Source organism: Chryseobacterium sp. R2ACT005, assembly GCF_049949215.1.
GTDB lineage: Bacteria > Bacteroidota > Bacteroidia > Flavobacteriales > Weeksellaceae > Chryseobacterium.
The window spans coordinates 4,197,641-4,215,937 of sequence record NZ_CP188192.1 but is presented as its reverse complement, the minus strand read 5'-3'; the positions used below and the strand labels follow the sequence as shown (position 1 = coordinate 4,215,937).

Here is an 18,297-nt window from a genome sequence, read left to right as displayed (position 1 = left end):
AAATGACGCTCAGAAACAGATTTACCCTTATTTCAAGCCTTTCATTTGGCATTGTTTCTATCATTACATCTGCGGTGATATTTTTTGCCTATTATGACAGTACTAAAATTTTTTATTTTGAAAAGCTTAGAAATACAGCTCTTATTTCTGCCATTTATTATCTTGAAAAAGATGAGCTGCCAAAAGATAGACATGCCCAAATAAAAAAAGAATACAATCATCTTATCCAGAATAACAGGGTGGCGGTCTACAATCAGAATAACGAAGTTACTTTTGGCCATAATGTGAACGATAAGAATATAAAGCTTTCCGATTTGCAGGCTGTACGGAATAATAAAGGAGTACAGTTTATGTCTGATAATCAATTCTACTATGGGATTTTTTATCCGGACAATCAGGGAGACTTTGTTGTTTTTGTAAAATCATCAAACGATTCTTTTCAATCACAGATATTGAGACTTGCCATTATTATGCTTTCTGTATTGGTTATTGGTTTGCTGGCGATTTATTTTCTGAGCCGGTATCTTTCAAAAGTGGTTTATAAACCTATTTCCAATGTTGTAGAGCGTATCAATAAAGTAGATTATAATAATATTTCTACGGCAATTACTTCTATGAATACCAATGATGAGATTGAAGATCTTATAAAATCATATAATAAACTATTTGGTAGAATTTCTGAAAATGTTCTCTTACAGCAGAACTTTATCAATTACGTTTCTCACGAATTTAAAACTCCTTTGGCTGCAATCTCCGGAAATCTGGAAGTCTTTGCCCAAAAAGACAGAACTCCGGAAGAGTATAGAGAAGTAGCGAAAGAATCATTGGAAAACGTATACGAGATTGAAAATATTCTCAACAATCTTTTGCTGATGTCCGGAATGACCAAACTTGAAGCCTCTCATCAACAAATGAGAGTGGATGAACTGATCTGGAAAATCTACGAGAAATTAGAATCGAAAGCAAAAGAAAACAATTCATCCATTAAAATACAGCTTCAGGTCGCAAAACCTGCTTTGCTGGAATTTCCGGGAAACGAAACTCTACTATATTTAGCACTGTATAATATCGTTGAAAATGCAATCAAGTATTCCTATGATAAACCGGTAGTGGTTGTATTATCAGAGAAAAATAATCAGTTATATATTGAGGTAAGAGATGAAGGGAGAGGAATTCCGTCAGATGATCTTATGAAAATAGCTGAGACCTTCTACAGAGGTAGAAATGTAGATGCTGTAAAAGGCAGCGGAATTGGTTTATCGCTTTCAAAAAGTATTTTTGATCATCATCATATTATCATGAAAATTGATTCTAGGGTCAATGTGGGAACCAATGTTCTTCTGGAATTTCCTGCCCATTCGTAATCGTGTTATTTGTGAAAAGATTTGTGTTTTTTGTGTTTTAAAAAAGTTCTAATCAAACTCTAATGTTGAACTAACCGTATTTTAATTCTGTTTAAAATTCCCTCTAATATTAGACAAATAGCTTTGTAGTCTTAAAATAAGAGACCCTTGAAGAAGCTATTTTTTACACTATTTTATATTCCCTGTTTCAGTTTCTTTTCTGCACAGATTTCAGACACTATGAAAATCAGCAGAAAGGAGGCTGAAACTATTTTTCTGACTAAAAACCTTGACCTTATTGCACAGAAACTTGAAATTTCACAAGCCGAGGCAAGAGCTGTCCAGGCTAAATACTGGCCTAATCCTACATTGAGTATCAGTGAGGTGAATTTATGGAGAACCTATGACATCGAAGAGCAGCCTGCGCTTATCAGAAACTGGGGAAAAAGTACCCAGATTTCGGCCGAGATCGAACAGGTGATTCAGACGGCAGGGAAAAGAAGAAAAAATATTGAACTTCAGAAAATAGAAGTGGAAGGAGAGAAGTATGAACTGCAGGAAGTGTTGCGTGAACTTAAAAAGACACTCAGAAATACGATTACTGAAATTCTTTATAATCAGGAACAGCAAAAGATCTATCAGGGACAGATTTCTTCTATTGAGAAATTAACAAAATCCTATAACAATCAATTAACTCTTGGGAATATCAGTAAAGCTGAATATGTCCGTCTGAAAGCACAGGAAATTGAATTCAAGAAAAAACTGATTTCATTAAAACAGGAAATCGAAGAACAGCAGGTAGAACTGAAAGCCTTATTGATGCTGCCGTCTCAATCTTATTTGATTATATCGGATTCTTTTGTTATGCCTGAAAAACAATTTTCAGAACTGGAAGTGACTCAATGGATGGAAAAGGCAAAAGAAAATCGTCCAGATATCATGATCGCGAAAAATAAAGAGAAACATGCTGCCAAAAATCTCGAAATTCAAAATGCTATGAAAACGCCGGATGTTGCTGTTTCTATAGGATACGACCGTGGAGGAAATATCATGAAAGACTTTATAGGATTGGGTGTTTCTATGGATCTTCCCATTTTCGACCGTAACAAAGGAAATATTCAGGAAGCTAAACTTGAGATTGAGAAAAGCAAACTGGAGATCCGTAAGAATATGCTGAGATCAGAGAATGAAATTGTCTCTGTTTTCAGAAACTATATCAGAACACAGCAGGTTTCAGAAGAGATCGATAACAATTATGAATCCACATTGGATGGATTACTGGTAAGCCACGAGAAAAATTTCAGACTAAGAAATATCAGCATGTTGGAGTATATGGACTTTCTGGATACCTACATAGGGAATAAAATGATCATACTGGATACCAAAAAAGAGCTTAATCAATACTACGAAAACCTACAGTATGTTGTAGGACAAGACTTATAAGATATGAATAAAAATATTACCAAATACATTGCTGCGGCTTACCTGTCTACCCTCATTATTTTTACAGGCTGTGCCGGAAAAGAAGAAAGTAAAAAAGCTGAAAAAGGTTACTGCATCAGTAATGAGCTTAAAAAAGATATTAAACTCGTTAAAGCAGAAATGCTTTCTATAGAAGAAAGTATCACGCTCACCGGAGAAGTGGAGAGTAACTCGGATAAAACGGTACCTTTTGTAAGTCTCGTAGACGGAGTCGTGATAGATACCTATTTTTCCCTTGGAGATTATGTGAAAAAAGGACAAACTCTGGCCAGTATAAAAAGTACAGCTGTCAACGAAATGCAGGATGATACCCAAACCTTACAGGCTCAGCTTGCAGTAGCGAAAAGAAAGCTGTCTTCTGTAGAGGCCATGTATAAAGATGATATTGCTTCTCAGAAAGATTTACAGGAAGCAAAATCGGAAGTGGCCATCTTACAATCCAATATTTCCAAGACACAGAAAAACATGCAGCTTTATTCCGCAGGAGGAAATACCATTCAGATAAAAGCGCCTGCGGATGGATATGTTATTTCAAAGAATATTTCCAAAGGAATGCCGGTTACAGCAGGAGGAGACCAGCTTTTTACGATTTCCAATCTGGATAAAGTGTGGGTAATGGCCAACGTGTATGCAACCAATATGAGACATGTTTATGTAGGTCAGCCGGTAGTGGTAAAGACTCTTGCTTATCCGGACGACAGTTTCTCCGGAAAGATTGATAATATCTCTCAGGTTTTCAATGAAAATGAAAGAGTACTCAAGGCTAAAATCATTATGGATAATAATGGAATGAAGCTAAGACCGGGAATGTCTGCAGATGTTGTGTTACCAGTGAATTCACAAAACAAAAGTGCATTGGCTATTCCTGCGAAAGCCTTAATCTTTGATAACAACCAAAGCTATGTCGTGGTTTACAAAAAAGACTGTGAGCTAGAAATAAGGCCGGTGACGGAGATTGCTTCCAATAGCCAGTATATCTATGTAGAAGGCAATTTAAAACCAGGTGAAAATGTTATTGCTTCCAACGGACTGCTGATTTATGAAAACCTGAAAAACCAATTAAATAATTCCACAAAGTAATGCGAAAATTTGTACAGAATATTGTTTCCTTCTCTTTAAAAAACTCATTGATTGTTCTTTTGGGAACTTTTCTTTTGCTGGCCGGAGGAATCTATTCCTATATGCATACTCCTATTGAAGCATTTCCGGATGTTACCAATACCAGAGTAAGAGTTATTACCCAGTGGCCTGGAAGAAGTGCTGAAGAAATAGAAAAATTTGTCACACTTCCTATTTCCAAAGAAATGAATGCAATTCCGAACAAAACTTCGGTGCGTTCTATTTCCTTATTTGGATTGTCTGTGGTGACGGTTATTTTTGATGATCATGTCAATGATTTTTATGCCCAGCAATATGCTTCCAATAAACTCGGAAATGTAGAGCTTCCCACTGGAGCAGAATACAGTATTGAACCTCCCTCTGGTGCTACAGGTGAAATTTACAGATATATTATCAAAAGCAAACTTCCGATCAAAGAAGTGACAGCCATTCAGGACTGGGTGGTGGAAAGAGAGTTGCTGGCAGTTCCCGGTGTAGCTGATGTGGTAAGCTTTGGTGGAGAAGAAAAAACATATGAAATAAAAATTAATCCTACGGAATTACACAATTATGACCTTTCCCCCCTGGATGTGTATGAAGCGGTTTCGAAGAGTAATATTAATGTAGGAGGAGATGTAGTGGCAAAAGGAGATCAGGCTTATGTAGTGAGGGGGATTGGTCTTTTGGAGAAAAAAGAAGATATTGAGAATATTCAGATCGAAGTAAAAGGATCTACGCCCATTCTGGTAAAGCATGTGGCTGAAGTGAAAATTTCAGCAAAGCCAAGATTAGGTCAGGTAGGATATAACAAAGAAAATGATGTCGTAGAAGGAATTGTGATCATGCTTAGAGGTGAAAACCCAAGTGAAGTTATTGCAAGACTGAAAGACAGGATAGAAGAACTGAATGGGGGAGAACTTCCCGGTGATGTTCAGATTGTTCCGATCATTGACCGTACAGAATTGGTAAATACGACAGTTCATACCGTTTCCAAAAACCTTATTGAAGGAGTTATTCTGGTTTCTATCATTGTATTTATATTCCTTTACAACTGGAGAACAACCTTTATTGTAGCATCAGTAATTCCTTTGGCTTTCTTATTTGCCATTATTATGTTGAAAATTCAGGGATTGCCTGCCAACCTGATTTCTATGGGAGCTTTGGATTTCGGACTTCTGCTGGAAGGAACGCTCGTCATTGTTGAACATGTCTTTGTTGCTCTCGAACTTAAAGCTAAGAAGATAGGACTGAAGAGGTTTAATAAAATTTCAAAATTGGGTATTATTAAGAAAAGTGCAGGAAGTGTAGCAAGTTATATTTTCTTCGCCCTATTGATTCTTATTGTTGCTCTGATGCCGATCTTCTCTTTCCAGAAAGTGGAAGGAAAAATGTTCTCTCCATTAGCATTTACATTGGGATATGCATTATTGGGATCATTGATCTTAAGCTTGACTTATGTTCCGGCAATGTGTAAGCTTTTGCTGACGAAAAATATTGAAGAGAAAGAAAACTTTATCTCAAGATTCTTCAGAGTGAATATCTATAGAATTTACGAATTCAGCGACCGTTATAAAAAAGGATTCATCATTGGATTTGTTGCTTTACTTGCTGTCTGTGGATGGAGATTCTCCAATTATGGATCTGAATTTTTACCCAAGCTGAATGAAGGCGCAATCTATGTAAGAGCAACGCTTCCAAACAGTGTCAATCTGGATGAATCGGTACGGCTAACGAAAGAGATGAAAGGAATTCTTATGAAATATGATGAAGTGAAATTTGTCATGACCCAAACAGGCCGCCCGAACGATGGTACTGATCCCACAGGTTTCTTTAATATCGAATTTAATATTCAGCTAAAACCGGAGAATGAATGGAAGAAAAAAATATCCAAAGAAGAACTTCTTGAAGAAATGAGAGTTTCCCTTGAAAAATATCCGGGAATCAATTTCGGATTCAGCCAGCCTATTCAGGATAATGTGGAAGAATATGTGGCAGGAGTAAAAGCTCCGCTGGTCATTAAGATTTTCGGGAATGATCTTTTTGAACTTGAAAATTATGCCAATAAAGTTGCTAACTCCATCAGGACAGTTCCGGGAATATCTGATGTCAATGTTTTTAAAAATATCGGACTTCCGGAATTGAGAATACAGCTTCATGATTCCAAAATGGCAAAATATGGAGTTTCCACAGCAGATGCGCAGGCCGTGATTGAAATGACAATCGGAGGACAGGCCGCTACCAAGTTTTATGAAGAAGAAAGAATGTTTGACGTAATGCTTAGGTTTGAAAAAGATTACAGGGATACGCCGGAAAAAATGGGAAATATTCTCATCCCGACTCAGGATAATAAGAAAGTACCGTTGAAAGAAATTGCAACAATTGATTATCATACCGGACCGTCATTTATTTACCGTGAAGGAAACAGCAGATATATCGGAGTTGGATTCAATATTGAAGGTCGTGACCTTGGAAGTACCATTAAAGAAGCCAAAGCTAAAGTAGCTAAAGAAGTAAAACTTCCGAAAAATCATAAAATGACCTGGGCAGGAGAATTTGAAAGCAAAGAAAGAGCAGCAAAACAGCTGGCAATGGTAGTACCGATTTCTTTAGTTCTTATTCTGATGTTATTGTATTTCAACTTTGGGAACGTAAAAGATACGCTGATCTCTTCCATTACACTGGCATTTGCATTTATAGGAGGATTTTTATCCCTTTGGTTTACGGGAACCATCTTCGGAATTTCAGCGGGAATTGGTTTTATCATTCTTTTCGGAGTAGCAACCATAGATGGTATCGTTCTGATCGGCGTGATGAAAGAAAATCTGCAAAACAGGTTGTCTCTCAAAGAATCTATCGCAGAGGGAGTGAAAAGCAGAATCCGTCCGGTAGTAATGATCGCTCTGATGGGATCTATGGGACTTCTTCCGGCAGCAATGTCAAACGGGATGGGTTCCGAAATTCAGAAACCTTTAGCCATTATGATTGTTGGAGGACTGATTGTCTGTATGCTGCTGTCATTTACAATACTGCCAATTATTTTCCATTATGCCTATCGTAAAAAGCATAAGGAAGCAATATAGTTTCTTTTATTTTGTTCATTATGAGGCCGGGATCCGTGAGGAAGATCCCGGCCTTTTTTATGAGTTTTTTGTAGATTCTAAAATTTCAATATTTTTTACTACATCACTGCTTTCACATTTTTTAAATTCTTTTAAAAGGGAAGGAGTGAGGATCTTCGGGTTCAGGATTTGTGTAGCGACTTTAGCCGCCGCATAATCTACAATGCCGATCACAGATTCTCTTAAGAAATTCGGAGTGTTGGATGCAATGACTGCCGTTGCCCAGGAAGTATCTCTTGCTTTGGAAATGGCAAAATCAAGTACAGCATTATCTTTCCCATTGGATAGTTTATCAATAAGATCTACAGGATAACAGATTTTGTTTAAAGAGTCCTGAACATTCTGATTAATGGAAGCAATGACATTATTAATATTTTCAAAATCTTTTTTCAAAGGATTTATCTTCCGGTAAGGCATTATGGAAGCTGCAGAAATACCAAGATCCAGATTGATGTGTGCATTCATTCCCAAAAATATATGCTGTAGAATCAACAGGTTTTTATTCTTGCTGGCTTCAAAGGCAATATACCATGAGTTGGTACATTTTTCTCCTTTGCTGTAGCTTTCCCATGCCTGAAGATATCTCTGTGCAAAAGCAAGGTCCAGTAATGTCATTCTGGGGTTATCTTCAAATTTTTTCTGTTGAATACCTTTCAGAACCTGTGCGGTCATGATTCGGTAGGTACAGGCGAAATATCCTGCAGGGCTATTATTTTCCTTGCACCAGATAATGATTTTATCCAGCTTTTTAAGAACTTCCTCAATAGTTTTCATGGTGAGTTTTGTTTATTTAAAGATATTAAAAAAGTGAGCCGGAAAGCTCACTTTATGTATTATTCATCAGATTATGGAGTGATTATAATCGGATCCGGAAAAGGTTCAAGAACCAGTGGTTTGCACATTGCTGCCGGTTGACAGGTTCCTCCCATGCATATAAAATTCGTCATTGTGGTGGTGCCGTCAGGACATCTGATCATGCCTTCACCGTGGCATCCTCCGGGACATTCTGCCGGATAAAGAGTTCCTCCAAATACATCTTTCAAATCTGTTCTTAAAAGTTTTGTTAAGTTCTTTTTCATGGTTTAATTTTTTTTGTTTAGTAAATTAATTTATTCTTAACACTCTTATAATTAAATAAGTAGGGTTAAAAATATTAAACTAAAATAGTAAATTAATCTATGATAATTGAATTAATTTATGATAAATGTTAAAATGAAGGTTAGATTTTTTTAAATACCCAATAAGTTTAAAATAGAAGAATGTCAATTAGATTTGAAATCTAGCTATGAATAGTATTGTGATGTTATTTCTGTTTATTTGTGCTTTGTTTTTGCCTCCAGTTTAGGCAAGTCTTTTTTATATTGTTCAGGATCCCATGTCATTTGCCAATTCTTTACATACTCAGCCAATGGAGGAAGTCCAACATCTGCGCGTCTTTTATCTACATTGTCAGGATCTTCCAGTGGGGATACATAATGTATTTGTGTTTCAGGATCACGTCCGATCTGGCTGCCATAAATTTGTCTTTTACCTTGTCTCAGGGCCACCCTGTCTTCGAGAAGGGCCAGACTGCTGCTTTGTGCTTTACCATTTTTTACAGCATCTCTCATCATGGGTAAATATTTTTCCTGTGTTGCCTGATCTGCATGTTGGATAACAAGAAATAATGTAACGCTTCCTTGTCCGCCCACAACATCAGGACCCAGCCAGCCATATTTATCAAGAATAGCTTTTACCTCAATAAGATTTAATGAATCTTTTTTATTGATAAGTCGCCAGTGCTTGTCCATTTCTTTTGAACTCCCACCGTATTTTTTTTCAATGCTATCGATTTGTTTTCTGTACTTTTGGTCTTCATTATAAATGTCACCAAGCTTTGCGACCAAGGGTTTATTCAAATTTGCTTCTGCTTTCTCCTGATTCTGTTTGATTTTTTTGATGAGAGGCTTCCATCGTTTATCACTATGTAAAGAGCTAAGGTCTGTATCCGTTGTTATATGGTTATAATTACTGAATTTTACTGCAATCCTGTCAAGTTGGGAAAATGCACTGTCTGGCCCAGATGCCATTGCCCAAGAGCATGCTGCATTATACCTGTCATTTAGAGATGCTTTCCAGCCGTTAGATTTAAAAGCTTCTGAATAGTTGCTGGCAGAGTTTTTGAAATCCTTGGCATGGTAAAGTGATTCAGCCGTTTTTACTTTATCGGTGTATTCTTTGGGAACTGTTTGCCCGAAGAGTAGTTTTGTTGATGCTAAAAACAGCAAAACGAATAGTCTTATTTTCATGGTTATTATTTTTTTGAGTTTGGTGATATCTGGTTCTGTTGGAAGAAGTATTGAAATAGTTATTTTTTTCCACTCATCTTTAATGATTTTTACATCCTCACTTTCTTTTTTGCTAAAGCCTTTCTTTTTCTTAGTGTGCGATGTTTTTCTTTTGAATAATCAGTCTTTTTACAAAAATGTGAATTTAAATTTAATTCTTCAAGATTTTCAATGTGCTTTTTAAGATAATATCACGGGTTTTCTTTTGAAACTTCATCATGATGTTTAAGATACAATGGTAGAGCAGCAGATCCATACCAAGGAAAGATTTCATAACTGAAAACTCCAGCCTGAACTGCAGGGTCTGTTTTTACCCATTCCTCAGCTTCTTCCTTTGACTTGGTGTTGAAGATAAACATACCACGGTAGTTTTCTTTATTCTTTTCAAGGAAAGGACCGGCAACTACAATTTTGCCCTCATCTGCCAGTTTCCCGATATTGGCCATATGACCTTTCATGAGTTCGCTCATTTTGGCTTTGTCTTCAATTTTAGTATCGCCAGTTGTCAGCATGACAATCGTATAAGGTTTCATCCCGTATTTATCAGCTCCCAGTGATGTGGCCAATTCCTGATTGTACTTAAGTTTTTCTGCTTTCTTTTCCTGTGCAAAAGATAATGCTGATATGAGGAGGCATGCAGTTAGTAATGTTCTTGATTTCATCTTGTTTTATTTTGATAAATATAATAAAAACCTTAAAGATTTCTGAGAGCTGAATTTCAAAAATGATATGATACAAAAAAACCTCGATGGTTACGAGGTTATATCTAATAGTTCTGATGAAGTTATATTAATCTTTTATTCTTAAAAACTCTTTAGCCAGTTCAATCATCTTAGGATCGCCTGTGTATTTACCATGTTCATCAGAAAGCTTTACTGTTGGAATCCATTCTTTGTTAGGAGCCTGTACACCGATGAGCTTCATCACGATGTTCATTGGTTTCAATCCAACATCATTCGTAAGGTTGGTCCCAATTCCGAATGAGATACCAATTTTCCCTCTGCAGTAATTGGTGATTTCCTCTACTTTTTCAAGATTTAATGCATCTGAAAAAATAATGTATTTAAACATAGGATTAATGCCATTTCTTTGATAATGGGCGATGGTTTTATCTGCAAATTCTAATGCATCCCCGCTGTCGTGGCGTACACCGTCAAAAAGTTTTGCGAATTTTTTGTCAAACTGCTGGAAGAAAACGTCTGTGGTATATGTATCAGACAAGGCAACTCCAAGATCACCTCTGTAAACATCTACCCAATGTTCCAAGGCCATTTCATTGGCCATTTTGAATCCATATTCAGCAGCATGGAACATAAACCATTCATGGGCATGGGTTCCGATGGGTTTTACACCATACTTCATAGCAAAATGAACATTTGAACTTCCGATGAAAGTTGATTCTCTTTTTTGAGTCAATGCTTCCATCACCAGGTTCTGTACCTTATAAGAATGTCTTCTTCTTGTTCCAAATTCGGCAAAGGTTACTCCAAGTCTGCCTAATGAGTCTGCTTTTTCTATCGTTTTGCTCATCACCACTTCATTGGAGTCTCTTTCCATATGGTTCATTTCATAATGCAGCTCACTGATCAAGGCCAATAAAGGAACTTCCCAGAGAATTGTTCTGTACCAAAGCCCTTCTACAACAACGGAAAGGTCTCCTCCTTCCTGATGTATTTTCACTTCGGAAGGATCATAATGGTATCCTTCCAGGAAATCCAGATAAGGAAGATCAATATAGGGACATGTTCTTGCCATGAACTTTTTCTCGTCTTTCGTAAGTTTCAGTTCAGCCATTTTATTAACGGCTTCCCTTAACGCAACATCAAATCCTTCCGGAAAGTGGTGTTTCCCCCTGTTGATAAATTCATATTTTACAATAGAACTAGGGAATAGCTTTACCACTGCATTCTGCATGGTTATTTTATAAAAGTCATTATCTAGGATAGAGTTCAGTCTTACGTCGTTCATAATATGTGTAATTTTAACGCAAATATAAAAATAAAAAATAAAATCGCCTAAATGTAAGGCGATTTTTTTGAAATATTTCAATACATTTTATGGAGTTATTTTCCAAGATAAGAATTGTACATCCAAACTTCTTTCTCCTGTTCAGTAATATAATCGCTCATTTGCGAATTGGTACCTTCATCTCCTGCTTCATCCGTAATATCTAAAATTTCTCTCTGCAGATCAATGACTACTTTGAAAGAACTTAGAATCTGCTCAACACTTTTGATGCCATCAGTTACTTCTTTGCTTTCTTTAATGGTTGACACCTTTAGATAATCTGAGTAATTGTGTGCAGGAGTAGCTCCCAATGTCAGGATTCTTTCTGCAATTTCATCAATCTTTAAAACAAGACTGTTGTACAGTTCCTCAAATTTTGGATGAAGGGTAAAAAACTGTTCTCCTTTGATGTTCCAGTGAGAACCTCTTGTATTCTGATAGAATACAGAATAATTAGCTAACAGTACATTTAATTTTTCTGAGATTTTTTTACAATCGGCTTCTTTAAGGCCAATGATACTAGCATTTTTCATATGTATATATTTATTTTTTTAAGATTAGATACAATCACCGGTTTCAGTTGAGTATACCGTAAGATCCATTAAGGTGATAGATGTGTTTATCATTTTGTATAGTCCAAATTTACGAAATATCATGCCGAACTCCCTTGAATATTAATAGATGATAACTATACGAAAGTTTTTTAAAATAGTTTGGATACATCAGATGAGGTGTTCCGGTTTTTGTTTTAAATGAAGAATTGTGATGGTTATCTTTATAATATAAATTTCATAATTATTTAATACTCATTTTTTCAGCTGAGAAATTTATATTTTCTGTTCCTTTTCCTTATGTATATTATGGTTCTCTGATTGTCATGGAGAAACATGTTCAATTTCTGATGTAAGTATTTGATTTTAATTTTTATATAAGTGTTTGCAGATTAAAAAAATATTACTATTTTTGCACCCTAAAATAAAAAGCAATTAAATGCCTACTATTCAACAATTAGTAAGAAAAGGAAGAGCCACGCTTGCCAAGAAGAGCAAATCGGCTGCCCTTGATTCTTGTCCACAAAGACGTGGTGTATGTACGAGAGTATATACAACTACACCTAAGAAACCTAACTCTGCACTTAGAAAAGTAGCAAGGGTAAGACTTTCTAACGGTAAAGAAGTGAATGCCTATATCCCGGGCGAAGGACATAATCTACAGGAGCACTCGATAGTATTGGTTAGAGGCGGAAGGGTGAAAGACCTACCGGGAGTACGTTACCACATCGTAAGAGGTGCATTAGACACAGCTGGTGTAAATGGAAGAACTCAGAGAAGATCTAAGTACGGAGCTAAGAGACCTAAACCAGGACAAGCAGCTGCTGCTCCTGCAAAAGGAAAGAAAAAATAATCATTAAATAAGGTACAAAAGCAATGAGAAAGACAAAAGCGAAAAAAAGACCGTTGTTACCAGATCCGAAATTTAATGATCAATTGGTAACGAGATTCGTAAACAACTTAATGCTTGACGGTAAGAAGTCAATCGCATTCAAAATTTTCTATGATGCATTAGAGATCGTAGAAACTAAAAAAGGAGATAACGAAAAAACTGCACTTGAAATCTGGAAAGATGCACTTACAAATGTAATGCCTCACGTAGAAGTACGTTCTAGAAGAGTAGGTGGAGCTAACTTCCAAATCCCTATGCCAATCAGAGCTGATAGAAAAATTTCTATGGCAATGAAATGGTTAATCAAATATTCTAAAGCTAGAAATGATAAGTCTATGGCTTTGAAATTAGCTAATGAAGTTGTAGCAGCTTCTAGAGAAGAAGGTGCAGCTTTCAAAAAGAAATCTGATACTCACAAAATGGCGGAAGCTAACAAGGCTTTCTCACACTTCAAATTCTAATCTGAAATGGGAAGAGATCTTAAATTTACAAGAAATATTGGTATTGCCGCTCACATTGATGCTGGTAAGACAACCACTACAGAAAGAATTCTATTCTATACAGGGGTTAACCACAAAATTGGTGAAGTTCACGATGGTGCTTCTACAATGGACTGGATGGAGCAGGAAGCAGAAAGAGGTATTACTATTACTTCTGCAGCTACCACTTGTTCTTGGAACTTTCCAACGGATCAAGGAAAAGCTTTACCTGAAACTAAGCCTTACCACTTCAACATCATTGATACACCGGGACACGTTGACTTCACTGTAGAAGTAAACAGATCTTTAAGAGTATTGGATGGATTGGTATTCTTATTCTCTGCAGTAGATGGAGTAGAGCCTCAGTCTGAAACAAACTGGAGACTTGCTGACAACTACAAAGTTGCGAGAATGGGATTCGTAAACAAAATGGACAGACAAGGTGCTGACTTCCTTAACGTGGTAAATCAGGTTAAAGAAATGCTAGGATCTAACGCAGTTCCAATCGTTTTACCAATCGGTGCTGAAGAAGACTTCAAAGGTGTAGTTGATTTAATTAAAAACAGAGCGATCATCTGGGATGAAGCAGGACAAGGAGCTACTTTCGAAGTAGTGCCAATTCCTGAAGACATGAAAGCTGAAGTTCTAGAATATAGAGAGAAATTAGTAGAAGCTGTTGCTGACTACGATGAGACTTTGATGGAGAAATTCTTCGAAGATCCAGATTCAATCTCTGAAGACGAAATCAACGAAGCTCTTAGAAAAGCTACTATCGATTTATCTATTATCCCAATGACTTGTGGTTCTTCATTCAAGAATAAAGGAGTACAGTTTATGTTGGATGCGGTATGTAAATACCTTCCTTCTCCATTGGATAAAGATGATATCAAAGGTACTGATCCAAGAACTGACGCTGAAATCACAAGAAAACCATCTGTAGATGAGCCTTTCTCTGCATTAGCATTTAAGATTGCTACTGACCCGTTTGTGGGAAGACTAGCATTCTTCAGAGCATACTCTGGAAGACTGGATGCAGGTTCTTATATCTTGAACACTCGTTCAGGTGATAAAGAAAGAATCTCTAGAATCTATCAGATGCACGCTAACAAGCAAAACCCAGTAGAATATATTGAAGCTGGTGATATTGGTGCAGCGGTAGGATTCAAATCTATCAAAACTGGTGATACTATGTGTGACGAGAAAAACCCAATCGTTCTTGAATCGATGGTTTTCCCTGATCCGGTAATTGGTATCGCTGTTGAGCCTAAAACTAAAGCTGACCAGGATAAAATGGGTAACGCTTTAGCTAAATTGGCTGAAGAAGATCCTACGTTTACGGTTAGAACTGACGAAGCTTCTGGACAAACGATTATCTCTGGTATGGGTGAGCTTCACTTAGATATCATTGTTGACCGTATGAAGAGAGAATTCAAAGTTGAAGTTAACCAAGGACAGCCTCAGGTAGAATACAAAGAAAACTTAACAAAAGTTGCTCAACACAGAGAAGTTTACAAAAAACAATCTGGTGGTAAAGGTAAATTTGCTGATATTGTATTTGAATTAGGACCTGCTGAAGAAGGTAAAATTGGTTTAGAATTCATCAATGAGATCAAAGGTGGTAACGTTCCTAGAGAATTTGTTCCTGCAATTGAAAAAGGCTTTAAAGCTGCAATGAAGAACGGTCCTTTGGCTGGTTTCGAAGTTGAAGGTATTAAAGTTGTTCTTAAAGATGGATCTTTCCACGCGGTGGATTCTGATGCTCTTTCATTTGAAATGGCTGCTAAATTAGGATTTAAAGAAGCGGGACGTGCTGCTAAGCCAGTAATTATGGAGCCTATTATGAAACTGGAAGTTGTAACTCCGGAAGAATATATGGGTAACATCATTGGTGACCTTAACAAAAGAAGAGGTACAATCAGTGGTCAGGAAGAGAAAAACGGTGCTGTTGTAATCAAGGGTTCTGTTCCACTTTCTGAAATGTTTGGATATGTTACTACTCTAAGAACACTTTCATCAGGAAGAGCTACTTCTTCTATGGAATTAGAGAAGTACCAAGCTACTCCACAAAACGTTGCTGAAGAAATCATAGCTAAAGCAAAAGGTTAATTTTTAAATTAAAGAAATGTCACAAAGAATCAGAATAAAACTAAAATCTTACGATTACAACTTGGTAGACAAGTCTGCTGAGAAAATCGTAAAAACGGTAAAGGCTACTGGTGCTGTTGTAAACGGTCCAATTCCATTACCAACGAATAAGAGAATCTTCACAGTGTTGAGATCTCCGCACGTAAACAAAAAAGCAAGAGAGCAGTTCCAATTATCAGCTCACAAGAGGCTAATGGATATCTACTCTTCTTCTTCTAAAACTGTTGATGCTCTAATGAAATTAGAACTTCCTTCAGGTGTAGACGTTGAAATTAAAGTGTGATAAATGCATACTTTGCAATGATTATACAAACCGTTCCTTTTTAGGAGCGGTTTTTTTTGATATGATCTGAAAAGCATATTGGATACATTATCAAATCTGTTTTTTTTGAATTATACTTTCTATACTCATAAAAAGTGTTAAGGAGATTAACCTTAACGATGGAGTAGTTCTGTTTAGGGATTTTAAAGAGTCCCTTCGAAGGATTAATGATCTGATATTAATAGTTCTTTTTCAGGTGACATATGTCACTCTTGTTTATTTATTTAGAATTAATAAAAATAATAATTTTGCCAAAAATTATCAGATGAATAAAGTAGTATCCTTTTCTCTGCTGCTATTGGGTGGAGTTCTGGCCAATGCGCAGAAAGTAAATGATTCAGTTAAACACAAGAAAATTGAAGAAGTAGAACTGTTTGGTGAAAAAAAGAAACAACCACAAGGGTTGGACGCAATTACCAGATTGCCATTGAAAACCAGAGATCAGATTCAAAGTATTTCTGTGATTTCCCATAAAGCAATTGAAGAATTAGGAGCGCTTACAGTCACTGATGTTGCGAAAAACGTTCCGGGGGTAACCCTATTTTCAAGCTATGGCGGAGGAAACGAAAGTATGTCAATCAGAGGATATCGTGGAGTTCCTGTACTGAAAAACGGAGTTCAGCTGGATTCAGATTTCCGTACCGCAGGGATGATCACTGATATGCAGGGTGTAGAAAGTATTCAGGTTATCAAAGGATCTGCTGCTATTGGTCAGGGAATAGGAAATGGTTTGGGATCTGCAGGAGGTGTGATTAATGTTGTAACAAAAAGACCTCAGTTTATTGATCAGACTAATGTAGGATTCCGTTATGGAAGCTGGGATTTTTACAGACCTACAGTAGACTTCCAAAGAGTATTGGATCCTCAGGGAAAAGTAGCTTTGAGGTTCAATGGAGCGTACCAAAATAATAATTCATTCAGAAGCCATGTACAGGGAGAAAGGATTTATGTAAACCCATCTGTCGCTTTCCGTCCGGATGATAAAACATTAATCAATGTGGAAATGGATTATCTTCATGATAAAAGAACACCGGACAGAGGAACAATAAACCTTGCTCCAGGAACTATTGAAGCATTATATCACATGCCAAAAGGAAAGTTTTTAGGATATACATCTGATTATTCAAAAACTGAAGCCTACAACTTTGCGACTACAATCGTACGTAACATTACGGACAAATTAAAAGTGAGAGCAGCTTTCGTGAATTCCGTAAGTAATACAGATTCTGAAGCTTCATCCGTGTCATTGCCTGCTGGTGAAACCAACTACAATATCAGACAGCGTACTATAGGAAAATCACAGGGAGAAGATATCAACAAAGTATTACAGTTAGACTTCATTGGAGAGCAGATAAAGACAGGATTTATTAAACACACATTCCAGGTTGGTTTTGACTGGAGAGAAACAGAAACCTCTTCTACAACCTTTGAAGCATACAAAAACTCAATTGCACCCGGGAATTTAATTACTGCACGTAATACAAAAATCGGAAATACAACCTATGCGGCTAATCCACTTGATATTGTTGACGTAGTGAACGGAAATATCCCGAACCAACTTCCGGTAAATGTCATTTATAAAAATCTGGGAAGATCAAACGCAGTATTGACACCAAGTATCGGTGCAATGGCTCAGGATGTGATGACGATTGGAAAATATGTAAAAGCTCATTTGGGACTTCGTTACAGCAGGCTCAATGGTTCTGCCAATGAATCTGTAGATACATGGAACCCTAATTTCGGATTGATTGTTTCTCCACTTCCAAATGTTAATGTATTTGGATCATATACTACAACCACATCTTTAAGATCTTCTAATAATTTCCTTTTAGATGGTGGAAGAGTAGGCCCGTCAATGACTAAACAATGGGAAGCTGGTATTAAATCAGATTGGTTTAATGAGCGTTTAAGATTTAATGTAACGGTATTTGATATTAAAACAGATCATCTTTCTTTCACTATTCTTGACGAAAATTATAACCCTGTTGTGATTGACAAACAAACTATGTATGGTCTTGCAGGAAACCTTAGAAGAAAAGGAGTGGAAGTAGAATTGATTGGACGAATTCTGCCAAACCTTCAGGTAATGTCCGGGTGGGCATATCTGGATGCTCAGTATCAGGACAGCCCAGCTTACATGAACGGATCTGCACCAATGAACGCTCCTAAGCATACTGCAAACGGATGGCTGAATTATAAATTCAATAAAGGTACTTTATCAGGACTTGATGTAGGGGCGGGAATTTATTATGTAGGAAAAAGACCGGTTGACGAATGGACTCAGAAAACATTTACAGCAGGTCACCTGAACAGTGTGAAGCCTGGAGACAAACCTTTCGATATGCCGGAATATACTACCGTAGATGCCCAGGCAGGATATACCCTGAAAAATGGAATGGGAATAAGAGTATTCTTTAATAACATTTTTGATAGCGTAGGATACAGCTCTTATTTCAGAGGAGGGTACATCGATCAGATTCAGCCTAGAAACTTTGCTGTACAGGTAAACTATAAATTCTAATCAACAAAATT

15 protein-coding genes are annotated in these 18,297 nt (G+C 36.8%); 9 read left to right on the top strand and 6 right to left on the bottom strand.

Annotation, left to right across the window (positions count from 1 at the left end):
* Positions 1-2 precede the first annotated feature (2 nt).
* The 4 genes from ACPF63_RS19410 to ACPF63_RS19395 all read left to right on the top strand — a co-directional run bounded on the left by ACPF63_RS19410 (position 3) and on the right by ACPF63_RS19395 (position 7,003).
* Entirely contained in the window at positions 3-1,364 is a 1,362-nt protein-coding gene (locus ACPF63_RS19410; RefSeq protein WP_426480971.1) for an ATP-binding protein, read from the top strand.
* Positions 1,365-1,511: 147 nt separating this feature from the next.
* The gene (locus ACPF63_RS19405; protein ID WP_426480970.1) at positions 1,512-2,786 is read left to right on the top strand and encodes a TolC family protein; all 1,275 of its coding nucleotides are present in this window, start codon (positions 1,512-1,514) and stop codon (positions 2,784-2,786) included.
* 3 nt (positions 2,787-2,789) lie between these two features.
* Complete coding sequence (locus tag ACPF63_RS19400; RefSeq protein ID WP_426480969.1) at positions 2,790-3,905, top strand: efflux RND transporter periplasmic adaptor subunit; 1,116 nt, start codon at positions 2,790-2,792, stop codon at positions 3,903-3,905.
* Positions 3,905-7,003 carry an efflux RND transporter permease subunit gene (locus tag ACPF63_RS19395; protein WP_426480968.1) on the top strand — a complete coding sequence of 1,033 codons (3,099 nt, stop codon included), beginning with the start codon at positions 3,905-3,907 and terminating at the stop codon, positions 7,001-7,003. Before ACPF63_RS19400 ends, ACPF63_RS19395 begins: the two co-directional genes overlap by 1 nt.
* A gap of 57 nt (positions 7,004-7,060) precedes the next feature.
* Here ACPF63_RS19395 and ACPF63_RS19390 read toward each other — a convergent pair whose 3' ends face one another.
* The 6 genes from ACPF63_RS19390 to ACPF63_RS19365 all read right to left on the bottom strand — a co-directional run bounded on the left by ACPF63_RS19390 (position 7,061) and on the right by ACPF63_RS19365 (position 11,909).
* Positions 7,061-7,816, bottom strand: a complete 756-nt coding sequence (locus ACPF63_RS19390; protein WP_426480967.1) for a DUF5995 family protein — start codon at positions 7,814-7,816, stop codon at positions 7,061-7,063.
* A 71-nt stretch (positions 7,817-7,887) separates the two neighbouring features.
* Entirely contained in the window at positions 7,888-8,121 is a 234-nt protein-coding gene (locus ACPF63_RS19385) for a hypothetical protein (protein WP_077413577.1), read from the bottom strand.
* Positions 8,122-8,355: 234 nt separating this feature from the next.
* Positions 8,356-9,330: a DUF6624 domain-containing protein gene (locus ACPF63_RS19380; protein WP_426480966.1), complete on the bottom strand. Its 975-nt coding sequence runs from the start codon at positions 9,328-9,330 to the stop codon at positions 8,356-8,358.
* A gap of 230 nt (positions 9,331-9,560) precedes the next feature.
* Positions 9,561-10,031, bottom strand: a complete 471-nt coding sequence (locus ACPF63_RS19375; RefSeq protein ID WP_077413578.1) for a YciI family protein — start codon at positions 10,029-10,031, stop codon at positions 9,561-9,563.
* A gap of 127 nt (positions 10,032-10,158) precedes the next feature.
* Positions 10,159-11,337 (bottom strand): nicotinate phosphoribosyltransferase, encoded by a 1,179-nt coding sequence (pncB, locus tag ACPF63_RS19370; RefSeq protein WP_077413579.1) that lies wholly within the window; start codon positions 11,335-11,337, stop codon positions 10,159-10,161.
* Positions 11,338-11,432: 95 nt separating this feature from the next.
* Complete coding sequence (locus ACPF63_RS19365) at positions 11,433-11,909, bottom strand: Dps family protein (RefSeq protein ID WP_426480965.1); 477 nt, start codon at positions 11,907-11,909, stop codon at positions 11,433-11,435.
* Between the two features lie 457 nt (positions 11,910-12,366).
* Between ACPF63_RS19365 and rpsL the strand changes: the two genes are divergently transcribed.
* The 5 genes from rpsL (at position 12,367) to ACPF63_RS19340 (ending at position 18,286) form a co-directional block, all read left to right on the top strand.
* A complete protein-coding gene (gene rpsL / locus ACPF63_RS19360) occupies positions 12,367-12,780 on the top strand; it encodes a 30S ribosomal protein S12 (RefSeq protein WP_002983146.1) in 414 nt (137 codons plus the stop codon).
* 23 nt (positions 12,781-12,803) lie between these two features.
* Complete coding sequence (gene rpsG, locus ACPF63_RS19355) at positions 12,804-13,280, top strand: 30S ribosomal protein S7 (protein ID WP_034694654.1); 477 nt, start codon at positions 12,804-12,806, stop codon at positions 13,278-13,280.
* 6 nt (positions 13,281-13,286) lie between these two features.
* Positions 13,287-15,404 (top strand): elongation factor G, encoded by a 2,118-nt coding sequence (gene fusA, locus ACPF63_RS19350; RefSeq protein ID WP_255813647.1) that lies wholly within the window; start codon positions 13,287-13,289, stop codon positions 15,402-15,404.
* Between the two features lie 16 nt (positions 15,405-15,420).
* Positions 15,421-15,726, top strand: a complete 306-nt coding sequence (rpsJ, locus tag ACPF63_RS19345; protein WP_002661363.1) for a 30S ribosomal protein S10 — start codon at positions 15,421-15,423, stop codon at positions 15,724-15,726.
* Positions 15,727-16,030: 304 nt separating this feature from the next.
* Positions 16,031-18,286, top strand: a complete 2,256-nt coding sequence (locus ACPF63_RS19340; RefSeq protein ID WP_077413582.1) for a TonB-dependent siderophore receptor — start codon at positions 16,031-16,033, stop codon at positions 18,284-18,286.
* Positions 18,287-18,297 lie beyond the last annotated feature (11 nt).